The following is a 23,607-nucleotide window of genomic DNA, read 5'->3' on the forward strand; positions in this document are numbered from 1 at the left end:
ACGGCCCGCACGCCGGCGACCGCGCAGTGGAACGCCACCGCCGCTCCCGCCGGGGCGGCACCGGCGGAGGCACCGGCCCTGCCCTACGCGGCCGACGGACAGTTCGACGAGCGGTTCGAACAGACGCTGGATGCCTCCCCCGTGGCCGTGTCCACCGACCGCCACACGGTGTGGGGTCAGGGTCAGGACGACCCGGACCTCCACGTGTTCGTGGCCGAGATACCGTCCCTCGGACTGCGTGGCGAGTACAACCCCGACGGCCCCTCCGCCGGAGGGGTGACGGACATGACCGGAACCGTCCACACCAGGGGCCCTGCCTGGGACTGGTACCTGCCCGGCCGGGGGCTCGTCGCCTCCTCCCGGCTGCTGACGGTCCCGCGCACCGCGGTCGAGGACGGGCCGTCACCCGTGCCCGTGGGCTGGCCCGTCACCGGCCCGGTGAGCCCGACACCGCCCGTCGACCCGGCCGCGGTCGCCGCGGACCCGGCCGCCCTGGCGGGTCGCAGGCTCCCCGAGGCGCTGTGGCGCGATCACGACGGCCCGCTGTACCGCTTCAGCCCCGACCCGCCCGAACACGTCTTCGGTGCGGGGCTCAAGCCGTACGGCCCCGACATGGTGCACCTCATCGACCACGTCTACGGCGGGAGCGCGCTCGTCCCGCACACCGCCTTCGCGAGCGCGACCGCCAACCGCGACTACGTGCGCGACAGCGCCCGCGCGAACCCGAGCGGCGCCCCTGCCCTCTACCGCCGCTACCGCTGGCGCTACGACATCGAGGTCCCCGGCGGGATCGACGTGAACGCCACGCTGGGGTTGGCCTCGCCCTTCCCCGACCAGGAGGAGATCCTCTTCCCCGGCGGCGTCGCGCGCCGCTACATCCGGGGCGCACAACCGATGGAACACGGCATCCCGCTCGGACCGTACGTCGCCAATCCGCACTTCCGGCCGCCCGCGCCGTCCACCGGGGGCGGCGGGACGTCCGTCGTCGACGCGGACTTCGCGGGCCCGGCCACACCGGCCACCGGACCCGTGCTCGAATCGTTCCCCGCCCTCTCCCTGGGCTCCGGCTCCGACGAGGATTCGGACCAGGACGACGACCCTCGCCCGCTGCTGTCGAGGGGGGACGACCCGGACCCGGAAGACACTCCGCGACCACTGCTGTCCCGCGACGCCGGGGCGGGCCCGGACGAGGACCCGGCGCCCCCGCCGCCACGGCCCGGGGACCCCTCCGTCGGGGAGACGGACGGGCCCCCCGCCCCCGACTGGGTCCTGGCACGTGTCCGTTACACCGAGGAAGCCCTGCACTTCGAGCAGCGGCTGGCCGCGTACCTGTCCGGGAACGAGCAGGTCAACGCCGAGTTCGGCAAGGTCGTGAGGGCACTCTGGCTGATCGCCCTGCACAACCGCACGGACTACCGGATGTTCGGCAGCGACAGCGGGGAGGACGGCGGAGCCGTCGGGACCTCGTACGAGAACCTCGCGCGGGTGGTGGAGTCCGGCAACCTGCGCGAGCGGGTGACGTTCCTGTTCAACGGCGTGGCCAGGCAACTCGTCCCCTACCTCCTGGGCGGCGCGGAGCCCGCGCATCCCGTGATCGCTCTGGAGCGCCGGGACCGGCACCGGAGCGAGCGGCTCGAGCGCTTCGAGCGGGAGTGGGCGGAACTCAAGGCGGCGGGGCTGGACCCCGAGGACGAGGCCCTGGAGCTGGACGAACTGGAGCGGATGCTGCGGACGCCGCTGCGCCCCCACGAGGTGTGGCCGGAGCTCAGCCCGGCCGAGAGGCGGCTCGCGGTCCGGGAGGGGGAGCTGCTCTGGTCGCCCGCGGGAATGACGCACACGCTGCCGATGTCCGCCGACTTCCAGGCGCGTTCGGAGGACTCCGGCGGGCTGGTGCTGACCGGAACCTCGGGCAGCGCCTACCGCATCCTCACGCACGTGGCCAGGCTGCCCCGGCTCGCCGGTGTCCCCGTGGACCTCGGCCTGATCAGGGCGGGGCTGCTGAGCGTCCTGGTGGGCGTGGGCCACCACAGCTTCCACGAGGTCATGACCGGCGCCCAGCACGCCCTCGACGAGACCGACCGCGCGGCGGCCTCGGTCTACGTCGACAACTGGGGCCGGTACTGGGACGTGCATCCGCTGACCGAGGCGGAACTCCGTGCCTTCGTCGCCCGCGACGGCCTGTTCCCGGACGAGCACGCCCGGGCGCTGCTGGCCGAGCTGGAGGCGGCCCGGAAGACGCCGGAGGCCGGGCCCGCCGCCGGCGCCAGGGTGGGTGACGACCGTGAGCCACCCGGGTGATGGGATGGGTCCAGTGCCTTCCTCCGAGCCGGGCATCGCGCGGCACGACTGTCTGGAGTGACCCGCATGACTGATACCGGCGAGGAGCGGGGCGTCGCCCAGGGGCGGTCCATGCCTCCTTCCACCCCGGCGGTGCCCGCGCGGGCGACCGTGGCGCGAGGCGAGCCGGGCTTCCCCGTGCCGCCCGAGGACGTCACCGCCGCGGCCGGTGCCGCCCCCGACCACTGGCTGTCGGTGACCGACCGGCACTGGCTCGGCGGGACGGACGACGAACCACCGCCACCGTGGGCCGTACTCGGCCGCTGGCGCAGCGACGCCCACGGTGAGATCACCGAGTGGGAGGCCAATCCGGACTACCGTCCCTCGCCCGCAGCGCTCGGCTGGGCCCCACCGGTCACCGACGCCGACGCCGCCGTACACCTGGCCGCCACCGGGTACGGGCCGGACGCGGACGTCGCCGAAGCCCTCGCCGAGGCCGGCACGGTGGCCGTGTGCGTGGCCGGTGACGGGGGGCCGGCGTGGACGCGGGCACCAGGTGGCGCGTCGGCGGTTCCCGTCTTCCCGGCGTCGCCGCGGGCGGCGGCCCGGCCGCTGCCCGCGCACGTGCTGATGACCGTCCCCGCCCTCCTCGACCTGCTGCCACCGGGCCGGGACGTGCTGTTCCTCAGTTCCTCAGCCCCGGCCGCCCTGCTCGTCCCGGCGGACGACCTGCGGGCACGATGGCAGGAGACCACCGGCCGGTCCGCGCCTGAGGGCCCGGCGCGAGGCACCGGACCGGACGAACCCCAGTGAGCGAGGACACGCACGAGATGACTGATTCCGGCGCGGGCGAGACCGCGGTCCCCGAGCCCCCCGAGGAGTTCGTCCGGGCCGCGAGGACGGCACCCGACCACTGGCTCTTCCTGAACGATCCGGCCTGGCAGGGGGAGGGCCCGCCCCCCGCGTGGGCCGTGGTCGGCCGATGGCGCTCCGACTCCGACGGCGTCATCGTCGCGTGGGAGGACAACGAGGAGTACAGGCCGTCACCGGAGGCGATGGGCTGGCCGGAACCCGACGACGAAGTGGACCGCGCCGTCCAGCTCGCCACCACCGGGTACGGCCCGGCTGAGGGCGTCACCGACGCCCTGGCCAGGAGCGAGGTGGCGGTGCTGGTCACGGCGGACGGCGAGTTGGTGAGCGCGTCGGCGCCCGACGGAACGGCGGTCGTCCCGGTCTACACCTCCCCGCGCCACCTCCGGGCCGCCGGGCGGCTGGGGTTCGAGCGGCTGCCGGCCGCGGACCTGCTCGACCGGATCCCCGCAGGCCACAGCTTGTACCTCAACAGCTCGGCCGCGGTCGGCATGGTGCTGCCCACGGACGGACTCGCGGACCTCCTGCGGGAAGCGGCGGCCGGGGAGGCGGCGATCCCGGCGGGGGAGTCGCAGGAGGGGCCGGCCCGGACAGGGGAGTCGCGGGACGGGCCGGTCCGGGCAGTCCCGCCCGGGGTGGCGCACTCCTCGGCCCCGGCGTGAGATCCGCCGGCCCGTAGGGCGCCAGGTCGGGCGCGCGCACGGAGCCGGACACGCCGTCCCGTCCCCCCCGGCGGGAGGGCCGAGGCCACCGCTCGCACCGCAGGTCAGCCGTCCGCCGGGCCGAAGCGCTCGGGAGCGAGGCCGGCGAGCAGCGACGTGACCACGAGGTCGGTGGAGGCCGCCATGTCCACGGAGCCGGGGTCGAGGAGCCACTGGACCTGGAGACCGTCCATCACGGCGATGATCGCGTTGGCCGCGTGTTCGGCGCGCCGCCCGCTCTCGCCCCCGGGCAGCCCGCACGCCTCGCGCAGTGCGTCGGCGACGAAGGTGCGCAACCCGGTGTAGCGGTCGCGGAAGTAGTCCTGGGCCGGGTGGTCGTCGGTGACGGACTCCGCCGAAAGCACCGCGTACAGCCGGACGATGCCTTCGCGCTCGGCGTTGCGGTGCGCGGTGTTGACGAGGTGGCGCAGGAACTCGAGACCCTGCGGCCGGTCGGGGCCGAGCTGTTCGATGTCCGTCCGGTCACGCAGTTCCAGGACGCTGGTGAGCAGCAACGCCTTCGAGCGGAAGTAGTGCAGGACACCCGCCTGGGTGAGTCCCGCGCGGTCGGCGATCTCGGCCAGGGAGGCGTTGTTGTAGCCGCGGGCGGCGAACGTCTCCATGGCGATGCGCAGGATGTCCCGCTGCCGCTGCTGGGCCTCGGGGCTGCGGGGGGTTCGCGGTCGCGAGGCGCGGGGTGTCCTGCCCACTGACTGGTTGCTCACCCGCGACAGCTTAAGCCCGGCGACTCAGCTCCCGGAGCGGTCTCCGCCGGTCCCGCGCCGCCCCCGCGCGGGCCTCGTACCAGCCCGCACCGGACCCGTTCCCCCTCCCGGCGGGCCCGAGCCCCCTCCCGGCGGGCCCGTGATCCCCGACTCCGTTACGGCACCGACCTGTTCCGCTCCCACGACCGTGGCCGCGCCGGCCCCGATCGTGCGCAAGCGATGTGACCCAAACCACTTACTAAGTAGTTAGCAAGTGTGCTTTCATGGCGCCGTCACGGGGCCGTACCCCGCTCGCAGCCCCGGTCCGCCCGAGCCCGTCCGGAGCGCGCTCCACCCGTCCGGCCGGCCCGGTGCACCACCCGTCCGACGCACGGCATCACCCCGAAGGAGAGCCGCCCGTGTCTCATCCACGCCGCTTCTGCCCGAGAGTTCGTGCCGCAACAGTCGCGCTCGCCCTGGCCGCAGCCGGGCTCGGCCTCACCGGCACGGGCTCCGCCCATGCGGCCGATCCCGTGGCCCAGGTGTGGGTCACCACTCCCGACGGAGCCAAGAAGCTCGCCGCCGAGGGCGGCATCCCGTTCACCGCGACGCCCCAGCCCGTCGACATCCGCATCGACGCGAACAGCAAGGGGCAGAGGTTCACCGGGGCCGGCGCCTCCGTCACCGAGGCCTCCGCCCACCTCGTCCAGGGCCTGCCCGCCGACAGACGTGGCGAACTGATGCGCTCGCTGTTCTCCACCGGCAGCGACGGCATCGGGCTCAACTACCTGCGCCAGCCCCTCGGCAGTACCGACTTCAACGCCGGCGGCTTCTACACCTACGAGGACACGCCCGGCCAGTTCGCCATCACCCGGGACCGGGCGGAGATCATCCCGGTGCTCCAGCAGGCCACCTCGGTCAACCCCGCGATCCGCTTCATGGGTTCCCCCTGGTCCCCGCCCGCATGGATGAAGACGGGGAACTCGCTCAACGGAGGCAGCCTGCGGCCCGAGCACTACCAGACCTACGCCGACTACCTGGTCAAGGCGATCAAGGCGTACGGACAGCAGGGCATCACGCTGACCGACCTGACCGCCCAGAACGAACCCGAGTTCGCCACGTCCTACCCGTCCACGTCGATGACGTCCGCCGAGCAGGCCGAGTTCTTCAAGGTCCTCGACCGGGCCCTCACCGCCGCCGGTCTCCCGACCAACCTGCTGGCGTACGACCACAACTGGGATCACCCGAACTTCCCGCTGGACGTCCTCTCCCGGACGTCCGGCATCCCGCGCGTCATCGGCGCCGCCTTCCACTGCTACGGCGGGACCCCCGCGGCGCAGCAGCAGGTCACCGCCACCGGGAAGCGCGTCTTCTTCACGGAGTGCTCCGGCACGGACAGCGCCGACAGGTCCACCACCTTCGCCGACACCCTCAAGTGGCACGCCGAGAACCTCGTCGTGCAGAACATGCGGACCGGTGGCGAGACCGTCGTCAACTGGAACCTCGCCCTCGACCAGAACGGCGGCCCCCACCAGGGCCACTGCACCGACCGGTGCAACGGCATCGTCGAGATCGCGAACGGCACCGTCACCAAGGGCGCCGAGTACTACGTCCTCGGCCACGTCACCCGATTCGTCAAGCCCGGCGCCATCCGCATCGGCTCCACCAGCCAGGGCGGCGGCGGTGTCCGTAACGTCGCTTTCCAGAACCCCGACGGCACACGCGCCGCCTATGTCGTCAACACCGCGTCGAGCGCCCAGCGCGTCTCCCTGACGGACAGCGGCAGGTCGGCCGCGTACACGCTTCCCGCCGGTGCCGTCGCCACCTTCACCTGGAGCGGCAGCGGGTCGGGCACGGGTGACACCCAGGCCCCGACCGCTCCGGGCGGGCTCACGGCCACCGCGGCCGGCGCCGCCGCCGTCGACCTGCGCTGGGGAGCGTCCTTCGACGACACCGCCGTCACCGGGTACCGCGTCTACCGCGGTACCACCCTGGTGGCCACCACGGCCGCCACCGCTCACACCGACACCGGTCTCACCGGCTCCACCTCGTACACCTACACCGTCCGCGCGATCGACGCGGCCGGGAACGTGTCACCGGCGTCCGCCACCGCCACAGCCACCACCGCCCCGGGCGGGAGCGGTTCCACCATCGACCCGACCGTCTGGTACCAGGTGAGGAACAGCGCCGGCGCCAAGTGCCTCGACGCCGCCGACTGGGGCACCGGAGACGGCACCGCGCTCCAGCAGTGGGCCTGCGGCGGCGGCGCCAACCAGGCATGGCGGTTCACGCCCACCACCGGCGGTGCCTACCAGGTCGTCAACCGCCACAACGGCAAGGTCTGGGACGTCGACGGCGGTCCGGGCGCCACCGCCGACGGCACCGCGGTCCACCTGTGGACCTCCGGTGGCGGCACCAACCAGCAGTGGACGGCCACGGACCGCGGCAACGGCGCGTACTCCTTCACCGCACGCCACAGCGGGAAGTGCCTGACCGTCGAGAACGCCTCGACAGCCGACGGGGCGAGGCTCGCGCAGCGGCCCTGCACCGGTGCCCCGGCCCAGACGTTCACTCTCGACCGCTGACGGTGCGTCGCCTTCCGGGCTGACCCCTCGTGCGGGATCCGCCGCATCCGGGCCGGATGCCGCACGAGGGCACACAAGGCCCCGGACCGATCCGGGGATTACTTTCGGTCGCGTCGCGCTCACTGCGCCGCAAGCGCTCCCTGCGTTCATTGGTCGACGCCAACGGCTCTCGGACGGGGGCACGACCTGCCACTTCATCAGGGCGAAACCTCTTCGTGGCCCCGGAACCGCCTACCCACCCCCGGCACGCCACTTCCTCGCATCACGTCCCAGTGTGTCTCTGAACTGGCCCTACCTTCGCGATGGAGGTGGGCTTCGGTCGCTCACCGTCGGTTCGTCGGGCTCTGAAAGTTGCCGCAAAATCTTTCATGCCGGGATGGGGTCGCCTTAGGTTGAGGGCAGACCATTCAGCAAGTGAAGGGAAAAGTGCGGTGAAGTCCTTCTTCCGTTCAACTGTCATGGCGGCAACGGTGGTTATGGCTGTGGCGGCCTCCGGTGCGGTGGCCGGCGCCGAGTCCCGGCTGGGTGTGGAAGGCCGGCTTCCCGCCCCCGACTGTGTGACGTACAGCGCGGACTGGCGCTACACGTTCGTCACCAACAACTGCTCGGACACCCACACCGTGCAGGTCGTCTACCGCGACGGGACCACCGTCCCCAGCCGTGTCGCGCCTCCAGGAGCCTTCGTCACCTTTCCGGGGTACGGGACTTCGGGCAACCAGGTGCTGGGGGTCGTCCTGTGCGACGACGGCGACGACGACAGCGCCTGACCCGCTGCCCACCGGCGGCGGATGTGGCAGGGAGTGGCTGTGCGATGCCCCGGCCGCTCCGGGCTCGACCGGCAACGCCGACGCCGCACCGCCCCCGGCCGCCTCGCGCCGTCGTGCCGGCCACCCACGACGACACCGCCCCTCCCGGCGGGCGGGGGAGGGGCGGCGTCATCCGGGTGGGGCAACCACCGCGCGCGGGGCGCCCTGACTGCCCCCACCACGTCACGGGACGGGGGAGGTCAGAACTTCCCCCGGTAGCCGGTCAGGTCGGCCTCCGGGCAGGCGACCGATCCGATCAGGCAACTCGCGCTGGCGTAGCTGCGGGTGTACACGTTCTTGACCTTGCCGCCGTCGTAGATGTAGATGTGGTGATTGGGCATCAGGCGGTGCTTCCCCGAACGGATGGTGTAGTTGCCGCCCGTCGTCAGCTGGATGGTGAAGGCTCCGTCGATGGCCCCCTTCACGCCTCCCAGTCCCGTGCAGAACGGGTTGGTCGCGTGCGTCACCATCCGGAGGTCCACGTAGTTCTTGCCCGACCCCAGCTTCTTGGCCTGCATGTTCTTGCTGGTGGCGGTTTTCGTCGCCACCTTCTTGCCGGTCTTCTTCGAGTACACGGTGGTAGGACTGACGGACTTGTTGCCTGTCACCTTCTTGGAGCTCCAGGTGATGGTCGCATGCAGTGCCGTGCGGTACTTCGAGGACTTCCAGTCGAACTTCGTACGGCCGTCGCCCCCGAACTGGTACTTCGATCCGTAGGTGCAGCCCTTCGCGGGGCCGTTGATCCTCTTCTGCGGGATGAAGGTGATCCAGGACAGTGTGGTCGTCCTGGCCACCGCGGCCGCGGTCGCCTGTGCGGTGGCCCCCTGGCGAAGAGCCGCCAGTGAACCGGCGGCGGGCACGGAGACCTTCATCCCCCACAACCGGGCCCGCGGATGGCCGCCCTCCGGGAGAACCGGCACCACCTGGTAGTCGTAGTCGTTGCCCGGCACCACCCGCGTGTCGCGGAACGCGGTCACCCCCGGGCGGAGGTCGGCGACGCGGACGCCGTCGCGGGTCACGACGTACCGCGCTTCCGGTGCGTACCCCCGCCACGACAGATCCACGAACGAGGGACCGTATGCCGCGGTGATCCCCTGCTGCTGCATGGACCGGTCGACGATCGCCTTCTCACCCGAGGGTGCCTGCGTCACGCCGAACCCCTGCGTGGCGAGGACCTTCCCCTCGGCGCTCACCTCACTGACCCCCGAGATGTCCTTGGCGGTGCCGCTGGACAGTGCGGATATGGAGAACGCCGGAGCGTCCGGCCGGGGCCCCTCGTCCGGTGCCGCCGTCGCCGGCGTACCGACTGCCAGAAGTGCCATCGGCACCACGGCCAGCAACGCCTTCTTCGTCGTAGGGCGATACTTCACTTTTTCTCCCGTTTGATCTTTCGTCGTACCCTGACTGCCCAGGCGTGAGGTCGATCTCACTCGTCCCGTCCGGGCGGTCAGTCCCGGACTCTGAGCAGGAAATGCCATGATGGAGTTCGCGGGATGGTCTTCCCGCGCCGGTCGGACATCGCGAACCGGCTGACAGAAATGCGAGCAAGGATCACTTCATGACCGCCCCCGAACAGGCAGACAGCCCCGCATCCCTCTACGGAATCGCGTCCCTGGTTCTCGGCCTGATGGCTCTGCTCACCGCGGTGCTCGTCAACTACGTCGGGATCGCGTTCCCGCTGCTGCTCGGCTGTCTTGCCGTTACCTTCGCCGTCCTCGGACTCACGAAGCGGCTCAGTCGTGGCCGATGCATCGTCGGCCTGGTCACAGGGGGCTTCGGAGTTCTGTACTGCGCTTTTCTCCTGGCCACGTTCGGCGGCTGATCCGCACCGCCCGGTCCCACGCTTTCCGGTGCACACGAAACGTCTGCGCCGGGCAGGGCTCCGGTGGCATCGCCGAGGGCGGCCACGCTCGGCCGTTTCGGCTTCACCACTGTTGTGCCGGAGCCCTGGCAGGCAGCGGAACTCTGGTGTGCCACCTGCCAGGAAACTCCGTGCGCAGTTTTCTTCCACTGCTCCGAAGTGTCATCCGTCACCGCGGACCGAAGGAGGTACGCGCGACCCTCGGCGGGTGATTCAACCCCGGGGCGGGGCGGAGTTCGACCGGCGGTAACCGGATGTACCGGGTCGCGGCGGAACCGCCGTTCCCTTACGAGGTGACGTTGTAGACGTTGGAGCAGAGAAGCCCCGCGCTGTTGCTCCCGATGCAGGCCCAGAACGTGTACGTCCTGTCCTCGGTCAGGTCCCTGTGCGCGGTCGCCGTGTACGGCGAGTTGTGCCCCGAGGTGTCGGCGATGAGATAAGGGTCCGCGGTCACGTAACCGGATATCGCGTAGCCGTCCGCCTTCGAGTCCGCAGCGGTCAGCTTGTCCCCGTTGGCCGTCCACTTCACGGTGCCGGCCGTCGTGCCACCGGACTTGACGGTGATGGTGCGCGAGCCGTCACTCTGCATGGCTCCCACCGAGAACGTGGCGCTCGGGGCGGCGGATGCGGTACCCGCGCCCATCGTCAGAGCCGCACCGGTCGCGACGGCCGCAGCGGTAAGGACGGTCGCCACACGCTTACGAATGGAAGTGCTCATTCTTCCCCCAATTGGTACTGATGGTCGGTCGAACATGATCATAGTCGAACCGATCTTCGGGAGCGAGGGAATTAAAAATGGGTGCCTGAGGTGGGGAGATTCCCGATCGTGCGCTTGGTGCGAAGATTCCTGGATGTCCGTTATTTCACTTTGTGTGTGACGTGGACAGGTGCGTTCCGTATGGTGTGCATGGCACTGAAGGCTGATGTGCGGCGGCAGGTCCTCAGTAGGTCGGGAACAGGTTAGGATCCGGGTCCGGTGAGGGTTCACTTCTCCCCGACAAGGGGGTCGATCGCCTTGTGGAGTTCGCTGTCGTCGACCGCGCCGAGAACCCTGGCGGCAATCTTCCCCTCCCGGTCCAGGACAATGGTCGTCGGTAGGGACTGGGCATTGATCGTGCCCTTGGGGAATCCCGAAAGGAGAAGCTTTCCGGCCGGGTCGTACAGGCTCGGATAAGACATCCCGTAGTTGTCCTCGAAGGCCCTGGGAAGAGACCTGTCGCCGTCGCGGGCGTTGATGCCGACGAACTCGACACCTTTCGCCTTCACCTCCTCGGCGACCTTGTTGAGGTACGGGGCTTCGGCCCGGCACGGCGGGCACCAGGAACCCCACGCGTTGATCACGACGACTTTCCCCCGCAGGTCGGCGACGTCGAGGTGCTCGTCCTGAAGAGTCTCGCCCTTGATCGGCCCGACCGGCTTCCGCTCGCCCTTGGCGACGGTGGCGATGCCGCCCGCGCCCGCGACGTAGTTCGTCCGGCCGCCACCTGTGGCCTTGCCGCCCCCGCAAGCTGACAGAGCGAGCGAAGCACATGTGACGATCGCGGTCAGCGCGACCGCACGGAATACCGGCCTGTGAGTCATGGGGCCGAGTTTCCCACGGGCGTCCTGAAGAGGAGTCACCCCCTCGGCCCAGGTACCCGCCGGGCCACCCCTGGGCCGGCCCGCACATGCACCCGCGAACCGGTGACTTGGCACCTGCTGAAGCCGTCCCGGCGAGCACATGGTGTGTGTGCGCCCAGGTCTCCCGGAACAAACAACCGCTTCTCCCGGGACAGCCGTCCGCGGTGCACGGCCGTCGAGTTGGGCCCTTGATCACAGCCTTTGATCACAGCCCTCGATCACGGCCCTCGATCACATCCCTTCATCGGCGCCCCAGGAGGCTCGTTCGCCGGTCGCGTCCCGCCGCTCCGCCCTGTCCGAGCAGCCGTGCCTGCTCGCTCTTGAGCCGGGCGAACCGCTCGGCGATGTACCCCCGCAGTTCCCGGCCGGGGAAGGTGATGACGGACAGGTGCTCCGTGTAGTCTCCCTGGGCCCAGCGTGCGGCAGTGATCTCGTACCCCGAGACGTGGGCGCAGAGTCGGAGCAGGGCCTGGGGCATCTCCTCCTCGATGAGGAGGTCCGCCTTGGCGACCACGACGTCGCGCATCGCCCGGATGTTGGGGATGAAGAGGTGGTCGCCCAGGTGCGCCACTGTGCCAGTTCCTGCTCGGTGGGGGGTGTCTCGTGGTGGAAGGGGTCGCGGCCGTCGGGGCGGGCGTACTTCGCCGAAAAGGTGTCGTAGGTACGGCTGTTGGTCTCCATCAGGGCGAACAGCGGCCCGTAGAACTCACTCAGCTGCTGGTTGACGCGCGTGAGCCGGGCCTGCCTCTGTGCCAGCCGCAGTCCGTTGAGGTAGGTCGCCAGATAGCCGACGAACGCCAGCCCGACGGTCACGATCACTGTGAACATGAGAGGCGATGGTATGAGCGCGCCCGGCCCCCGTCGACGGCGAGGGGGTACGTGCGGGCGCCGGTGGCTTCCGCGGCATGCCGCTCCGCCCACCGGCGGCGCCCGGCCGGCCCCTGTCGCTAGCATGCGGCCCATGGCCATCAGACTCGAGAACATCGGCATCGCCGTCCGCGACCTCGAAGCGACGATCTCCTTCTTCACCGATCTCGGCCTCACGGTCGTCGGCCGCGACACGGTGAGTGGGGAGTGGGCCGACACCGCTGTCGGTCTGGACGGCAACCACGCCAAGATCGCGATGCTCCGGACGCCGGACGGTCACGGTCGCCTCGAGTTGTTCGAGTACATCCACCCCGAGGCGATCGAGACGGAGCCCACCCGTCCCAACGAGATCGGCATGCATCGCGTCGCCTTCTCGGTCGACGACATCGACACGGCACTGGAGGCGGCCGCGAAGCACGGATGCCGTCCGCTGCGCGGCGTGGCGACCTACGAGGACGTCTACAAGCTCGCGTACCTCCGTGGCCCCAGCGGCATCCTCGTGATGCTCGCCGAGGACCTCAGGAAGAACTGAGACTCCATCAGGTCCTGTCCCGGCCGGAGCCCGGTCACGCCGGTGCGGCGGGATGCGCGAGGCACCCCGCCGCGGGATCGGGCGGTCCGGGCGCTCACCGCCCGGCTCCTGCCGCCGACCGGCTACTGCGAGACGCGCACGTAGTCGACGAGCATCTTCTGCGGGAGGACGGTCGTGGCGTCCGGCGCTCCGGGCCACTCGCCGCCGACCGCGTTGTTGAGGATCAGGTAGAAGGGGTGGTCGTAGACCCAGGGCCCCTGCGTCGCCTCCAGGGTGGAGCGGGACACGGTGAAGAAGGCGTTCCCGTCGACCGAGAAGGTCATGTGGCTGGAGTCCCAGTCCAGCGCGTAGGTGTGGAAGGCGGAGGAGAAGTCGCTGCCCGCGATCCGGTACGGGGAGCCGTAGCCGCCGGCGCCGTTGTAGGCAGGGGCGTGCAGGGTCGAGTAGACGGTGTCGGGCACCTTGCCGATGTGCTCCATGATGTCGATCTCACCGCTGGCAGGCCACGGCGTACCGGTCCGGAAGTTGGAGCCCAGCATCCAGAACGCCGGCCACAGTCCCTGTGTCCCCGTCACCTTGATGCGCGACTCCACGTGGCCGTAGGTGAAGTTGAAGTGGTCGGAGGTGTTGATGCGGCCCGACGTGTACTGGCAGGTGGTGGACCCGGTCAGCGGGTCGGTGGGACAGCTGGAGCCCGGGGTGGCCTCCTTGCGGGCCTCGATGACGAGGTTGCCCGCGCCGTCCATCGTGGTGTTCCTGCCGTTGGTGTAGTACTCCAGCTCACCGTTGACGCCGGGCCCGGTGTCCTGTGTCCACTTGGAGGGGTCCGGCGTCGTTCCGGCCGGTGTGTTGAACTCGTCCTGGAAGACGATGCGCCCGGGGTTGCCCGGGGCCGGCGGGTCGGCGGGCGGCGCGGTCGGGGCGCCCCCGGTGCCGAAGACGTCGAACGTCCACAGCGAGTACCCGTACGCGGTGCCGCGCGCCGTGCCGTACATGCGGACGTAGCGGCCGGTGCCGTCCACGGTGAGGGTCTGCTTGAAGCCCTTCGACGTGGTCGTGGAGTAGATGTCGGTCCAGTTCGTGTTGTCGGCCGAGACCTGGACCTTGTAGGCACTGGCGAAGGCCGGGTCCCACTGGAGGACCACCTGGGTGACGTGCGCGGTGGCGCCGAGGTCCACGCTGATCCACTGCGGGTCGGTCCAGCCGGTGTTCGCGGCCGTGGCCCAGCGGGTGGCCGGGTCGTGGTCGACGGCCTTGGCCGGGGTGCAGCCCCCGCACTGCGCGTCGTCCTGCGAGCTGGAGGCGGTGGCGGGCTTCCGGTAGGAGAGGAGCACGGCGCCACCGTTGTCCGGCGGCGTGGTGGTCCCGGTGGTGAACACCCGGAAGTCCCAGAGCGAGTAGCCGTACGCGGTGGCCCGGGCGGTGCCGTACATCCGCACGTAGCGCCCGGAGCCGGTCAACGTGAGCAGCTCGGTCGCGCCGACGCCGTTCGCCGTCCGGTACACGGTGGTCCAGGTGGTCCCGTTGTCGGAGACCTGGATCTGGTACTCCTTGGCGTACGCGGACTCCCAGCTCAGCTGGACGCCGCACACGCTCTGCTTCGAGCCGAGGTCGACCTGGAGCCACTGGGGGTCTGCGGCGGTGCTGGACCAGCGGGTGCCGGTGTTGCCGTCCAGGGCGGCGGAGGCGGGGGTGCCGGCGTTCTCGGTGGAGGAGGCGGTGGCGGGCTTGTTGAGCGCCGCGTCGGTGGTCGAGCACCCGGTGCCGCTGCTGCCGGTCGTGCCGTAGACCTGGAACTCCCAGAGGGAGAAGCCGTACTGGGTGCCGCGCGCCGTGCCGTACATGCGGACGTAGCGGCCGGTGCCGCTGACGTTCAGCGTCTGGGTGCCGCCGGTGGCCGAGGTGGTGGTGTAGACGTCGGTCCACGAGGAACCGTCCGCCGAGGTCTGGATCTTGAAGGCCTTGCCGTAGGCGTTCTCCCAGTTCAGGACGACCTGGTCGATCGTGGCGGTCGAGCCGAGGTCGACCTGGAGCCACTGGGGGTCTGCGGCGGTGCTGGACCAGCGGGTGCCGGTGTTGCCGTCCAGGGCGGCGGAAGCGGGGGTGCCGGCGTTCTCGGTGGAGGAGGCGGTGGCGGGCTTGCCCTGCGACAAGAGTGTTCCCGCCGCCTCCGCGGGTGCCTTGACCAAGGTCATAAGGCAGGTCGCCAGCAGGGCGGTGATGACGGCGAACAGCACCGTCCGTGGGGATCGTGCGACGGTGCGGTGGAACGGGTGGTGCGGGGGTTTTCCGCTCACGGCGTCTCCTGCGGGTTGCTCGCCGGATGAGAGAGCGCTCTCTCCGGATGGCTCGATGGTTACGGTCTTGTTGCTGACACGTCAAGACAGTGAACGAAAAACGGGCTTCGGCTTTGCGTGATCGAGGCATGGCTTCACTGGTCGAATGCGTTCTGGGATGAGGAGTTCCAGTTCGCCTCATTCGCCCCTGTGCGGGGTGGACCCTGAACGCGGAACAGTGGCTTTGCCGTGCGTCCGGGGAGCCTCGGCTTCCGTGGCACGGCGCCGGCTGCCGAGCGGGCGCAACGGCGGGGGCGTCGCACGAGGCGGTGCCCGGCAGGCCCGAGCGCAGGTCACGGGGCCTTGGTCGATCACGCGGAGCGATCCGTGCAGGGTGGGGCGGTGCGCATGGCGGCCCTGCGAGCGGCCGGCCCGCTCCCGACCCGTGCTCGGCCCACGCGCGACCGGTGGTGGGCAGGCCTCACTCCGACGGGTGAACGCTCCCGCCGGGGTCCAGTGGCCGAGGTGCAGCGGAAGCACGAGGGCGGGTGCAAGGGACAGGCGCCGCGCCACCTCCACCGACCTCGCCCGCTGCGTTCGGTCCTCTCGCCCTGTGGGAGGCATCCGGCGCAGTGCCTGCCCGGTCTTGCCCGGTCTTGCCAGGTCTTGCCCGGCCTTGCCCGGTCTGCCCGTCCTTGCCCGGCCGACGGGGACCACCGGTGAAACGCCCACCGGACGAGGCGGGGGAAGCCCTACTCGCGCGGCTCGGTACCTCGACGCAGCCGGCTCCGGCGGACTTGACGACGTCGTCCGAGCCGCTTGCGACGACAATGAGTGAGGGGCGCATCGACGACACGATGAGGAAGGCCATGGCGAGAGGGAAAGCGCCGCAGGACACCGCGGCGGCGCTGCGACGGACAGCCGCCGACGTGTTCGGCTGGGAGACGTTGCGGCCTGGGCAGTCGAAGGCGATGGAAACCGTACTGGCCGGCCACGACACCCTCGCGGTCATGCCGACCGGGGCCGGTAAATCCGCCATCTACCAGGTGGCGGCGCTGCGCCTGCCCGGCCCGACCGTGGTGGTCTCCCCGCTGATCGCCCTGCAACGGGACCAGATCACCGGGCTGTTGCGGCACCGTGCACCGGACGCCGTAGCCGTCAACTCCGCCCAGGCCGCCGAGGAGACCGCCGACGCGTGGGAGGCGGTGCGCGAGGGTGAGGCGGAATATCTGTTCCTCTCTCCGGAGCAACTGGCCAAGGAAGCGGTGGTCGAACGCCTGGCACAGGCCGCCCCCTCGCTGTTCGTCGTCGACGAGGCGCAGTGCGTCGCCGCCTGGGGCCACGACTTCCGTCCCGACTACCTGCGGCTGGCGCAGGTAGTCGAGCGGGTGGGCCGCCCGGTCGTCCTCGCCCTCACGGCCACGGCCGCGCCTCCTGTACGGGAGGAGATCGTGGAGCGCCTGGGAATGCGGCAACCGTCGTTGGTGATCGCCGGCTTCGACCGCCCGAACATCAGGCTGGAGGTCCGGCACTTCCTGGAGGACGAGGACAGGCGCCGCGCGGTGGTGGAGTGCGCCGCAGGGCAGGCCAAGCCCGGCATCGTGTACGCGGCGACCCGGAAGGACGCCGAAAGCTACGCCGCGGAACTCGCCGGGCTGGGTCTGAAAGCCGCCGCCTACCACGCCGGCCTGCGCCGCAAGGAGCGGTCGAGGGTGCACGACGCCTTCCTGTCCGGAACCATGGACGTCGTCGTCGCGACATCGGCTTTCGGTATGGGTATCGACAAAGAGGACGTTCGATTCGTTCTCCATGCCTCGATGCCCGGCTCCCTGGACGCCTACTACCAGGAAATCGGCCGGTCCGGCCGCAACGGGGAGCCGGCCGTCGCCGTGCTCCACTACCGGCCGCAGGACACCGGCATGCGGAACTTCTTCGCCGCGCGCACACCGCGCGAGGACACGCTCGCCGACGTCACGGCCTGTCTGCACCGGCACGGCGCCCCCCTGTCCCTGGAGGATCTGCACGAGAGGACCGGCCTGTCACGCAACCGCGTGACCGCTGCGGTCAATCTCCTGGAACAGGCCGGAGCGGCGACCACGGACGGCGGGGGCGACGTGTCCGCCGTCCCGGACCTGGCAGCCGCCGACGCCGTCGAGCGGGCCACGGCCGCCGCGCGGGCACGGCGGAAACTCGAGCGATCGAGGGTGGAGATGGCGCGGGCGTACACGGAGACCACCGGCTGCCGCCGCCGCTTCCTGCTCGGGTACTTCGGCGAGGCATACGAGGCCCCGTGTGACAACTGCGATGTGTGCCTGGCCGCGGACGAGGGTGGCGGGGAAACGCCGGAAGGACTTCCGCAACAGGCCGCCGAACCGCCCGAACACCCTGTGGCCGGCGAATTCCGTACGGGAATGCGGGTGAGGCACTCCGAGTGGGGTGAGGGCATGGTCCTCGGTGAGGAGGGCGACCGGATCACCGTCCTCTTCGATTCCGTGGGGTATCGCACCCTCTCCTTGGCCACTCTCGCCGACCGCGGTCTGCTCACCGCTCTCGACGAGTCCTGAACTCGTCGTTCGTCGTCCCGGTGCCGAGCGGTCCTCCGCGGGTCGAGGCGTCAGTCGATGCGGATCAGGCCTGTTCGCAGGCCCGGCACTCGGCCGGCCGCGACGGCGATCGACCGGGTCGGTGCTCCCGGACAGGTCCACGTCCTCCTCGAACCAGCAGTCCTCGAACCAGCAATCCTCGAACCGAAGGGCGTGAGCGAGCTGCGCGCCGGCCAGGTCGTGGTGCCCGGATACCGGGCGCTCCGGCGAGCCTCAGGCACGCGACGGCGCCGTCTCAGTCGCCGTGGAGGTGGAGTTCCAGGCTCCCGGCTTCCGCGCAACGCTCGGCCAGCTCCCGGATCCTCGCCAGGAGGCTCCGCTCCCGCGGTCCCTCCACCAGGCCACCGGTGGCGTCGATCTCGGCGATGAACTGCGGCATGTCCGCCGACGTGAGGACCCGGGTGCGGTACGGGTCCACCCGGTTGAGCATGGGCAGACGGCTGCTCACGCACAGTCCGGCGAACAGGTCCGCCTCGTCCTGGACGACTCCCACCGTGGTCAGCTGACGCTTTGCGGGGCTCGTCCCCCGACGCGTCACCCGCGTCAGCACTACGTCGACGCCCATGTCCGGTACTCCTCGCGCGATCCGGGACGCTCACCGAGGCTCCGGAAGGCGGATCCGGGTTCCGTCCGCGAGCAGGACGGCGTTCGCCCTGCCGCATCCTCCCACCCTGCGAAGAGGCACCGGCCTCGGTACGCCTGTGAGACGGCAGGACACAGTGGCGGATGGCGCGATCCGCCTTCCGGCACGGGCGGGCGCCTCCACCCGCCCGAACAGGAGCACGGCCTCTGTTACCGTGCGCCGATGTCCAGGATCAAGCAGTTCCAAGTGACCTTCGACTGCGCGGAACCCGCGCGCCTCGCCGGCTTCTGGTGCGAGGTGCTGGGCTACGTCGTACCCCCGGTCCCGACGGGGTTCACCACCTGGGAGGACTACCATCGCTCGCTGCCGCCCGAGGGTCAGGTGATCTACTTCGCCTGCAGTGATCCCTCGGGCGTGGGCCCGCGGTTGCTCTTCCAGCGCGTTCCCGAAGGCAAGGTCGTCAAGAACCGGCTGCATCTCGACGTGCGGGCCGGTACGGGACTGGTGGGGGAGGAGCGCCTGGCCGCGCTGGAGGCCGAATGTGCCCGGTTGGTCGCGCTCGGCGCGGTGCATGTGCGAACGATGCGCGCTGATGGTGAGAACGAGTCCTGCATCGTCATGCAGGACATCGAGGGCAACGAGTTCTGTCTCGACTGAGCGATGTCCGAGCCGGCGAGGTGAGGGGGCCGTCTCCGCCGGACCCTGTGATCCCGCAAGCGGCACAGGCTGTCCGGTGGACAGCGGGATCGCGGCAGTCGGCTGACGCGGAGCAGGGCGTGCCGGACGCCGTGGCCCTTGAGGTGACAGCCGCGGAGACCGCGGACGTCCCATGGGACACGGAGACGGTGGGACCGGCGAACACGCGTCTGCCGCCCTGCCCCCACCGCGGCTCCCGCCGGCCGGCGAAGCTGCTGACGCCTTCCTCCACCGCGTCCCGCCGACGGCCCGAGTGCTCACAGTGCATTCGTCAATTCTCTGACGCGAACTTCGCGTCGGTGCACGTGCACCGGGTGCGGCCTGACATCCGCCACACCCGGAGTGCGTCCCACAGGCGTGCCTGGCGGTCCGTCAACTGTTCAGTCATGTGCCTCCGTTGACGCGTGCGAGGGGCGACGGTCGCAGACCGGCGAACGGGACAGCGGTGGTGCGAGTGGTGGTCCCGCATCGGACGGCGGAGTCCGGACGGCTGAGTCCGGACCTGTCGTGCCGGCCGCAGGCGCACACCCTGCCGAAGCGCGGTCGGCGCATTCGCCGGCCGGGCGACGCGGCCGACGTCCGCGTGCCCAGGTCGAGTGATGGGACGCCCGGACCGCCCTCCTGGAAGCCTCCGAGAGGCGGTTTCAAGCCATCGGTCATTCACCTTGCTGCATCCCTGTACGCGTTCCGGGGGGCCGTGTACCGTCTCGGCCCTACAGCGTCCCAGCCGCTGGATGGGAGCGCTCCCACTCACTACCGGGTGGTAGTCCATCCGCCCTTGCCCGCACCAGGAGGTAACCGTGACACGCATGACGGCTCTGTCAGTGACCAGCTGCGGTCGCCTTTCCTGGATACGGAGACGGTCTGCGGCGACTGGTTGTGCCCTCCGTCAGGAGCCCGGGCCGGTCGCCGGTCGAGCGCTACCTAGGCTCGCTGCGCGGCGGAGTCGGCCGGCGGCCGGTCGCCGGGTTTGGCGCCCGGTGTCGCCGGTACGGACCCCGTACTGACTGCCGGTGCGGACCACGTGCTGATCGTCGGCGCAGCCCGTGCTGATCGCCGGTTGCGCCCTGCCTCGCCGGACCGTCGGCGGACCTCGCCCACGCTGCCCCTTCTGCCGGAGTGGCCGCTCGCGGGCCCGGATGCATGAGACGCCTGGTCCACGACCAGGTCCCCGCATCCCGCCCGGACGCCACCCTTACCCGCGCCGTGTCGGTCGTACGTGCCGGTGAGTGCGCCTTCCATCCCTGTTCGTCCGGACGGATTCCCCGTCGGTCCGGGATCACGCGAGAGTGAGGAAACCAATGGGTCTGCTCGACAAGAACCGTGATTACGTACTCGGTCTGTTCCGCGTCGTCGTCGGGTTGCTGTTCGCCTGCCATGGAGCGGCGACCCTGTTCGACGTGTTCGGCGGCCCCCACGGCGCGGCTCCGGGCCTGTTGGAGTGGCCCGGGTGGTGGGCTGCGGCCATCCAGCTCGTCGGCGGCGTCCTGGTGCTGGTGGGTTGCGGCACCCGGGCGGCGGCGGTCATCTGCTCCGGCTCCATGGCGTACGCCTACTTCAGCACCCACCAGGGGACGGCGCCCCTGCCCATCGAGAACGGCGGGGAGGCGGCTGCGATGTTCTGCTGGGCGTTCCTCCTCATCGCGGCCCTGGGACCGGGCCGTTGGGCCCTGGACCAGGTCCTGTCACGAAGCGACGACACACGGACGGAGGCTCCGCTGACGCGCCACTGAACCAAGGTCCCGACGTTCGGCTCGGCCCGTCCCGCCCGTCCCGCCCGTCACTCGGCACCGACCGTCCACATGGCGAGGCGCACGCCCGCAGGCTTCTGCCGCACCCGAGGGTCTCGTCGTGCGTGCGCCCGTAGTTACGTGTCCCAAGGCCTGAGCGGTGCCGCACCGCGGTACCGGAACTGGAGGCTGTACGCATGAGGAAGACCCCCCTGCTCGCCGCTCTCGCGGCGCTGCTTTCGGTGGCCGCCGTGGCGGCACCCGCGTCATGGGGCTCAGGCCTGACGAACGGCGGTGCGCAGAACCGCGAAGCCCGCACCTGCGCCCGCGGCGCCCTGATGTTCTGCGAGGACTTCGCCACGCTGCAGCCGGGGAAGGCCCGTGGCCGTGGTGGCTGGACCACCGATGTCGCCGACGGCACCCTGACCGTCGAGCGGGACGCCACCCGCCACAGCAAGCACCTGCGCATCCGCACCGAGGACAACGGGCGGGCGTTCCTGCGGGTCGAGAACCTGCACCCGCCCGCCAACAGTTTCTGGGGCCGTGTCCGCCTGCGCGTCGAGGCGTTCCCGGCCGCCCCGGACTGGGCGCACTGGACGATGGTCGAGGCCACGGGGGAGGGGCCGGGGTACGTGAGGCCGCTCGGGGGGCAGTACGTGCCCACGGTCGGGAAGAACCTCTGGGGCGTCGGGTCCGACGGCGGCCCGACCGGGGACTGGACGGCCTGGCGTGAGTCGGCCCCGGCCCGCGCGGGCGTGTGGCAGTGCGTGGAGTGGCGGATGGACGCCCGCGACAACGCGATCTCCGTGTGGATCGACGGGCAGGCCGAGCCGGACCTCACCGTCTCCACCCGTCACCACGGCGGCGCCGACGCCGACTTCGTCTTCCCCCGCTTCCGTACGGTCAAGATCGGCTGGCAGCTCTACCAGGCAGGCCCCAGCCCGTCCTCGTACGACGTGCGCATGGACGACATCGCGCTGGACAGCCGGCGTATCGGTTGCTGAGCGGTGCCGGCACCAGGCCGCTGCCGTGCCGCCGCCGACCGGGACAGCCACGCCGTCCCTCCCGGGCGGCGTGGCCGCGTCGGCCGGCGGCTGCCGGACGAGAGCGGTCGGGCGGCCGTCGCACCCACCGTCGGGCTCGGCGGTTGCCGGGAGCCGCGAGTGACTCCGCACCGGATCACAGCGCTACGGGGTCGCGACAGCGATCGAACACCGCGCCCTGCCCCCACCTCATCCAGTCCGGGCCCCGACGGTGGTACTCGGCACGGCCGGTTCGACGAATTGGCCGGAAGGCTTCCGGCTGGATCCCTCGACCGCCGGCGCTGACGGCATCGGCTGCCGGCCGGTGCTGTCCCGGCGGCAGACGCCGGCGGGCAGGAGTGACATCGTGCGGCCCTGACGGATGGCGCACCCCCGGTGCTCCGCACCACGGCCTCCCTCAAACACCCTGTAGGCGTCCGTCCGGACCGATCGGACCCACCACCACGGCGTCCCTGGCAGCCACCCGGTCCGCGACCCCGCGCTTCATGTGAGCCCCCTCCAGCTGACCGGAGAGGCATGGCATCGAGTCGGGGCGGTGATGAGCGCGGATCCGGGACGTCGCCCGCACGCCACCTCGGAGGCAGGGGGCCGGGGGCGTCCGACGTGACGTCCGGCCCGCGCAGCAGGTCGACAATCCCGGGGCGGGTCGTCACCGCCGCTCAGCCGGAACTCACCGACCACCGGGTGGAGTGGCAGCGGAGCTCCTGACGGCAAGCCCCGGTGCCGTCCCGTGCTCCCGGCGGCTCGGACCGGCGGCGTATGCCAGCGGAGGCGCGATCGCTTGTGCATCAGCTCCCTCGCCGACCCACAGGCCGATGAACAGCGCGGCGGTCGCTTCCAGAAGCCCCGCGCGTTCGAGACCGCCACCGGGCACGGGTACACAGCCCACGTCCCTTACCAACTCGCGTACCCGCACGAGCGCCGACTCGTCGTCCCCGCAGACCGGCACGGCCAGCGGGCGCGCGTCGAAGACGGGCGGCCGCATCCGCCACACGTCTTCGTGGCAGAGGTTGAAAGCCTTGACCACGCGGGCTCCCGGTGCGGCCGCGGCAAGTCGACGCGCGGCCGAAGGACCTCCTTCCGTCAGCAGGCGGAAGCCCGGTCCGACCGGGTTGGAGCAGTCGATCAGCACCTTGTCCTCCAGGGCCGCGTGCAGGTCCCGTGCCACCTCCGTGCCCGCCCCGAAGGGCAACGCGGCCAGCACCACCTCACCGGACCCGGCCGCCGCCCGCATGTCGGCAGGCTTCGCACCGCCTCCGAGGCGTGCCGCGAGCCGCTCCGCCTTGTGTGCGTCCCGTCCCCCGATGACCACCTCGTGTCCGGCCCGCACCCAATGGGCGGCCAGCGCGTCGGCCATGTTCCCTGTGCCCAGTACGCCGATCCTCATCGCACGTTCCTCTCCCATGCCCACTACGACCGTTTCCACCGACGGTAGAAGGTGGTTCGGGCACCATTCGGTACGTGACGACCAACGCCTTCCTCGCCGACTGCCGTGCCCGCCTCGCCTTCGACCTGCTCTCCAACACCTGGAACGCCGTGGTGCTCCGGGCGCTGCGCGACGGTCCAGGGCGACCGGTCGAACTACGTGAAAGCATCGGGGGCATCAGTTCCAAGGTCCTCACCGAGACCCTGCGCCGGCTGCAGTTCAACGGACTGGTCGACCGCCACGCCCGCCCCGGCGGAGCAACAGGGGTCGAGTACCGACTCACCCCTCTGGGACGGACCTTGCTGGCGCCCCTCGAAGCCGTAGGCGCCTGGGCCTTCGAGTACGGCGACGAGGTCATGGCAGCCCGGGCAGCAGCATGCACGTCCGCCCAGGAGTGACTTCCTCCTCGCCGGGGGCTGTACCGCAC

The 23,607-nt window shown here is 70.9% G+C and carries 19 protein-coding genes and 1 pseudogene; 12 read left to right on the top strand and 8 right to left on the bottom strand.

Annotation, left to right across the window (positions count from 1 at the left end; genetic code table 11):
* The 3 genes from ABZ371_RS04390 to ABZ371_RS04400 form a co-directional block, all read left to right on the top strand.
* Window positions 1–2,298, top strand: a 2,298-nt coding sequence (locus ABZ371_RS04390) for a hypothetical protein (RefSeq protein ID WP_358673248.1), incomplete at its 5' end; no start/stop codon positions are given.
* A 66-nt stretch (window positions 2,299–2,364) separates the two neighbouring features.
* Window positions 2,365–3,090, top strand: coding sequence for a type VII secretion system-associated protein (locus ABZ371_RS04395; protein ID WP_358673251.1), 726 nt, complete (start codon window positions 2,365–2,367; stop codon window positions 3,088–3,090).
* A gap of 17 nt (window positions 3,091–3,107) precedes the next feature.
* Window positions 3,108–3,809 carry a type VII secretion system-associated protein gene (locus ABZ371_RS04400; RefSeq protein ID WP_358673253.1) on the top strand — a complete coding sequence of 234 codons (702 nt, stop codon included), beginning with the start codon at window positions 3,108–3,110 and terminating at the stop codon, window positions 3,807–3,809.
* 104 nt (window positions 3,810–3,913) lie between these two features.
* Here the strand turns inward: ABZ371_RS04400 and ABZ371_RS04405 are convergent, their stop codons facing one another.
* Window positions 3,914–4,573, bottom strand: coding sequence for a TetR/AcrR family transcriptional regulator (locus ABZ371_RS04405; RefSeq protein ID WP_358673256.1), 660 nt, complete (start codon window positions 4,571–4,573; stop codon window positions 3,914–3,916).
* 398 nt (window positions 4,574–4,971) lie between these two features.
* Here ABZ371_RS04405 and ABZ371_RS04410 point away from each other — a divergent pair, with 398 nt between their 5' ends.
* Window positions 4,972–7,137 (top strand): RICIN domain-containing protein, encoded by a 2,166-nt coding sequence (locus tag ABZ371_RS04410; RefSeq protein ID WP_358673259.1) that lies wholly within the window; start codon window positions 4,972–4,974, stop codon window positions 7,135–7,137.
* A gap of 476 nt (window positions 7,138–7,613) precedes the next feature.
* Window positions 7,614–7,904: an alpha-amylase gene (locus ABZ371_RS04415; RefSeq protein ID WP_358673262.1), complete on the top strand. Its 291-nt coding sequence runs from the start codon at window positions 7,614–7,616 to the stop codon at window positions 7,902–7,904.
* 239 nt (window positions 7,905–8,143) lie between these two features.
* Here ABZ371_RS04415 and ABZ371_RS04420 read toward each other — a convergent pair whose 3' ends face one another.
* Window positions 8,144–9,313: a hypothetical protein gene (locus ABZ371_RS04420; protein ID WP_358673265.1), complete on the bottom strand. Its 1,170-nt coding sequence runs from the start codon at window positions 9,311–9,313 to the stop codon at window positions 8,144–8,146.
* Window positions 9,314–9,501: 188 nt separating this feature from the next.
* On the opposite strand from ABZ371_RS04420, the gene ABZ371_RS04425 reads away from it, so the two are divergent.
* Window positions 9,502–9,765: a hypothetical protein gene (locus ABZ371_RS04425; protein ID WP_358673268.1), complete on the top strand. Its 264-nt coding sequence runs from the start codon at window positions 9,502–9,504 to the stop codon at window positions 9,763–9,765.
* A gap of 325 nt (window positions 9,766–10,090) precedes the next feature.
* Here the strand turns inward: ABZ371_RS04425 and ABZ371_RS04430 are convergent, their stop codons facing one another.
* The 3 genes and pseudogenes from ABZ371_RS04430 to ABZ371_RS04440 form a co-directional block, all read right to left on the bottom strand.
* On the bottom strand, window positions 10,091–10,522 hold the full coding sequence (locus ABZ371_RS04430) for a hypothetical protein (RefSeq protein ID WP_358673271.1): 432 nt from the start codon (window positions 10,520–10,522) through the stop codon (window positions 10,091–10,093).
* A 266-nt stretch (window positions 10,523–10,788) separates the two neighbouring features.
* Entirely contained in the window at window positions 10,789–11,385 is a 597-nt protein-coding gene (locus ABZ371_RS04435) for a TlpA disulfide reductase family protein (RefSeq protein ID WP_358673274.1), read from the bottom strand.
* 280 nt (window positions 11,386–11,665) lie between these two features.
* Window positions 11,666–12,252, bottom strand: a pseudogene (locus ABZ371_RS04440) (hypothetical protein).
* Window positions 12,253–12,385: 133 nt separating this feature from the next.
* Between ABZ371_RS04440 and ABZ371_RS04445 the strand changes: the two are divergent.
* Complete coding sequence (locus tag ABZ371_RS04445; protein WP_358673276.1) at window positions 12,386–12,823, top strand: VOC family protein; 438 nt, start codon at window positions 12,386–12,388, stop codon at window positions 12,821–12,823.
* Window positions 12,824–12,945: 122 nt separating this feature from the next.
* Here the strand turns inward: ABZ371_RS04445 and ABZ371_RS04450 are convergent, their stop codons facing one another.
* Window positions 12,946–15,045 carry a discoidin domain-containing protein gene (locus tag ABZ371_RS04450; protein WP_358673355.1) on the bottom strand — a complete coding sequence of 700 codons (2,100 nt, stop codon included), beginning with the start codon at window positions 15,043–15,045 and terminating at the stop codon, window positions 12,946–12,948.
* Window positions 15,046–15,968: 923 nt separating this feature from the next.
* Between ABZ371_RS04450 and ABZ371_RS04455 the strand changes: the two genes are divergently transcribed.
* Window positions 15,969–17,663, top strand: a complete 1,695-nt coding sequence (locus ABZ371_RS04455) for a RecQ family ATP-dependent DNA helicase (RefSeq protein WP_358673279.1) — start codon at window positions 15,969–15,971, stop codon at window positions 17,661–17,663.
* A gap of 274 nt (window positions 17,664–17,937) precedes the next feature.
* Here ABZ371_RS04455 and ABZ371_RS04460 read toward each other — a convergent pair whose 3' ends face one another.
* Window positions 17,938–18,267, bottom strand: a complete 330-nt coding sequence (locus ABZ371_RS04460) for a hypothetical protein (RefSeq protein WP_358673282.1) — start codon at window positions 18,265–18,267, stop codon at window positions 17,938–17,940.
* Window positions 18,268–18,507: 240 nt separating this feature from the next.
* On the opposite strand from ABZ371_RS04460, the gene ABZ371_RS04465 reads away from it, so the two are divergent.
* The 3 genes from ABZ371_RS04465 to ABZ371_RS04475 all read left to right on the top strand — a co-directional run bounded on the left by ABZ371_RS04465 (window position 18,508) and on the right by ABZ371_RS04475 (window position 21,715).
* Window positions 18,508–18,942, top strand: a complete 435-nt coding sequence (locus tag ABZ371_RS04465) for a VOC family protein (RefSeq protein ID WP_358673285.1) — start codon at window positions 18,508–18,510, stop codon at window positions 18,940–18,942.
* Between the two features lie 1,340 nt (window positions 18,943–20,282).
* Window positions 20,283–20,714 (top strand): DoxX family protein, encoded by a 432-nt coding sequence (locus tag ABZ371_RS04470; RefSeq protein ID WP_358673288.1) that lies wholly within the window; start codon window positions 20,283–20,285, stop codon window positions 20,712–20,714.
* Between the two features lie 194 nt (window positions 20,715–20,908).
* The gene (locus tag ABZ371_RS04475) at window positions 20,909–21,715 is read left to right on the top strand and encodes a hypothetical protein (RefSeq protein ID WP_358673291.1); all 807 of its coding nucleotides are present in this window, start codon (window positions 20,909–20,911) and stop codon (window positions 21,713–21,715) included.
* 709 nt (window positions 21,716–22,424) lie between these two features.
* Here the strand turns inward: ABZ371_RS04475 and ABZ371_RS04480 are convergent.
* A complete protein-coding gene (locus tag ABZ371_RS04480; RefSeq protein ID WP_358673294.1) occupies window positions 22,425–23,141 on the bottom strand; it encodes an NAD(P)-binding domain-containing protein in 717 nt (238 codons plus the stop codon).
* Between the two features lie 74 nt (window positions 23,142–23,215).
* Between ABZ371_RS04480 and ABZ371_RS04485 the strand changes: the two genes are divergently transcribed.
* Window positions 23,216–23,578, top strand: coding sequence for a helix-turn-helix domain-containing protein (locus tag ABZ371_RS04485; RefSeq protein ID WP_358673297.1), 363 nt, complete (start codon window positions 23,216–23,218; stop codon window positions 23,576–23,578).
* Window positions 23,579–23,607: the final 29 nt, after the last annotated feature.

Origin of the sequence: Streptomyces sp. NPDC005899 (assembly GCF_040629645.1) — a bacterium.
Lineage (GTDB): Bacteria > Actinomycetota > Actinomycetes > Streptomycetales > Streptomycetaceae > Streptomyces.

Bases quoted from the DNA above. Each gene is read 5' to 3' on its own strand.
- ABZ371_RS04395 (WP_358673251.1), top strand. From the start codon at position 2,365: ATGACTGATACCGGCGAGGAGCGGGGCGTCGCCCAGGGGCGGTCCATG.
- ABZ371_RS04400 (WP_358673253.1), top strand. From the start codon at position 3,108: ATGACTGATTCCGGCGCGGGCGAGACCGCGGTCCCCGAGCCCCCCGAG.
- ABZ371_RS04415 (WP_358673262.1), top strand. From the start codon at position 7,614: ATGGCTGTGGCGGCCTCCGGTGCGGTGGCCGGCGCCGAGTCCCGGCTG.
- ABZ371_RS04425 (WP_358673268.1), top strand. From the start codon at position 9,502: ATGACCGCCCCCGAACAGGCAGACAGCCCCGCATCCCTCTACGGAATC.
- ABZ371_RS04430 (WP_358673271.1), bottom strand. From the start codon at position 10,522: ATGAGCACTTCCATTCGTAAGCGTGTGGCGACCGTCCTTACCGCTGCG.
- ABZ371_RS04435 (WP_358673274.1), bottom strand. From the start codon at position 11,385: ATGACTCACAGGCCGGTATTCCGTGCGGTCGCGCTGACCGCGATCGTC.
- ABZ371_RS04445 (WP_358673276.1), top strand. From the start codon at position 12,386: ATGGCCATCAGACTCGAGAACATCGGCATCGCCGTCCGCGACCTCGAA.
- ABZ371_RS04455 (WP_358673279.1), top strand. From the start codon at position 15,969: ATGGCGAGAGGGAAAGCGCCGCAGGACACCGCGGCGGCGCTGCGACGG.
- ABZ371_RS04460 (WP_358673282.1), bottom strand. From the start codon at position 18,267: ATGGGCGTCGACGTAGTGCTGACGCGGGTGACGCGTCGGGGGACGAGC.
- ABZ371_RS04465 (WP_358673285.1), top strand. From the start codon at position 18,508: ATGTCCAGGATCAAGCAGTTCCAAGTGACCTTCGACTGCGCGGAACCC.
- ABZ371_RS04470 (WP_358673288.1), top strand. From the start codon at position 20,283: ATGGGTCTGCTCGACAAGAACCGTGATTACGTACTCGGTCTGTTCCGC.
- ABZ371_RS04475 (WP_358673291.1), top strand. From the start codon at position 20,909: ATGAGGAAGACCCCCCTGCTCGCCGCTCTCGCGGCGCTGCTTTCGGTG.
- ABZ371_RS04480 (WP_358673294.1), bottom strand. From the start codon at position 23,141: ATGAGGATCGGCGTACTGGGCACAGGGAACATGGCCGACGCGCTGGCC.